Genomic DNA, 852 nt, shown 5'->3' on the forward strand with positions numbered 1-852 from the left:
CAGCGGAGCACACCATGACCGATAGCTCGCCGTCACCCAGTACAGACCAGCTCGGGCATCAATCAGGCGACCAGCAACTGGCCCCGAAGGACGTTACGGATCGGCTCCACGCCGAGTTCGGCGAGCACGTCGGCCGCGACGATATCGAGCGGTCGCTGCGCTCCTATTGCGAACGATTCAACGGTCGCGCCATCGATGCGAAATCGCTAACCGCGCGAGCGGAACGGTGGACGCGCCAACGCCTCGCAGCACGCGTGCGTGTCAGCGGGCAACTCGTTGACACGCGCCCGACTGTCTTGTTCTTGTGCACGCATAACGCCGGGCGCTCACAGATGGCTCTCGGATTCTTCAATCACCTCGCGGGCGACCAGGCAGTGGCGTGGTCGGGCGGATCTGAACCCGGCGATCAAATTAACCCGTCCGCGGTGCAGGCCATGGCGGAAGTCGGTGTCGACATCACCCGTGAATTCCCCAAACCGTGGTCCGACGAAATCGTTCAGGCCGCCGATGTCGTCGTCAAGATGGGATGCGGCGACACGTGCCCCCTGTTTCCCGGCAAGCGTTACGAGGATTGGGAACTCGAGGATCCCGCCGGGCAAGGGGTCGAAGCCGTGCGTCCCATCCGCGATGAAATCGAAGAGCGTGTTCGCCGACTGCTGTCCGAACTAGGCATACAGTCGCAGCGGTAATCAAGGAGCAGAGCCATGAATGAAGCCAAGCCGCCCTCGGTGCTGTTCGTGTGCGTTAAGAACAGCGGGAAGTCGCAAATGGCGGCCGGCCTAATGCGCAAGCTCGCCGGTGACGCAGTTCTTGTTTACTCGGCCGGAACGAAGCCGGGCGAGGGCATCAACA

At 62.4% G+C, this 852-nt stretch carries 2 protein-coding genes; both read left to right on the forward strand.

The features are described from left to right. Nucleotides 1-14 precede the first annotated feature (14 nt). Complete coding sequence (locus AC5Y5O_RS32115; protein WP_061559461.1) at nucleotides 15-689, forward strand: arsenate reductase ArsC; 675 nt, start codon at nucleotides 15-17, stop codon at nucleotides 687-689. A gap of 15 nt (nucleotides 690-704) precedes the next feature. Next, a partial coding sequence (locus AC5Y5O_RS32120; RefSeq protein ID WP_500028759.1) for an arsenate-mycothiol transferase ArsC occupies nucleotides 705-852 on the forward strand: 148 nt, incomplete at its 3' end.

Source organism: Mycobacterium sp. NGS40 (assembly GCF_059812735.1).

Excerpts from the sequence above, each read along its gene's own strand:
- AC5Y5O_RS32115 (WP_061559461.1), top strand. The coding sequence starts at position 15 with ATGACCGATAGCTCGCCGTCACCCAGTACAGACCAGCTCGGGCATCAA.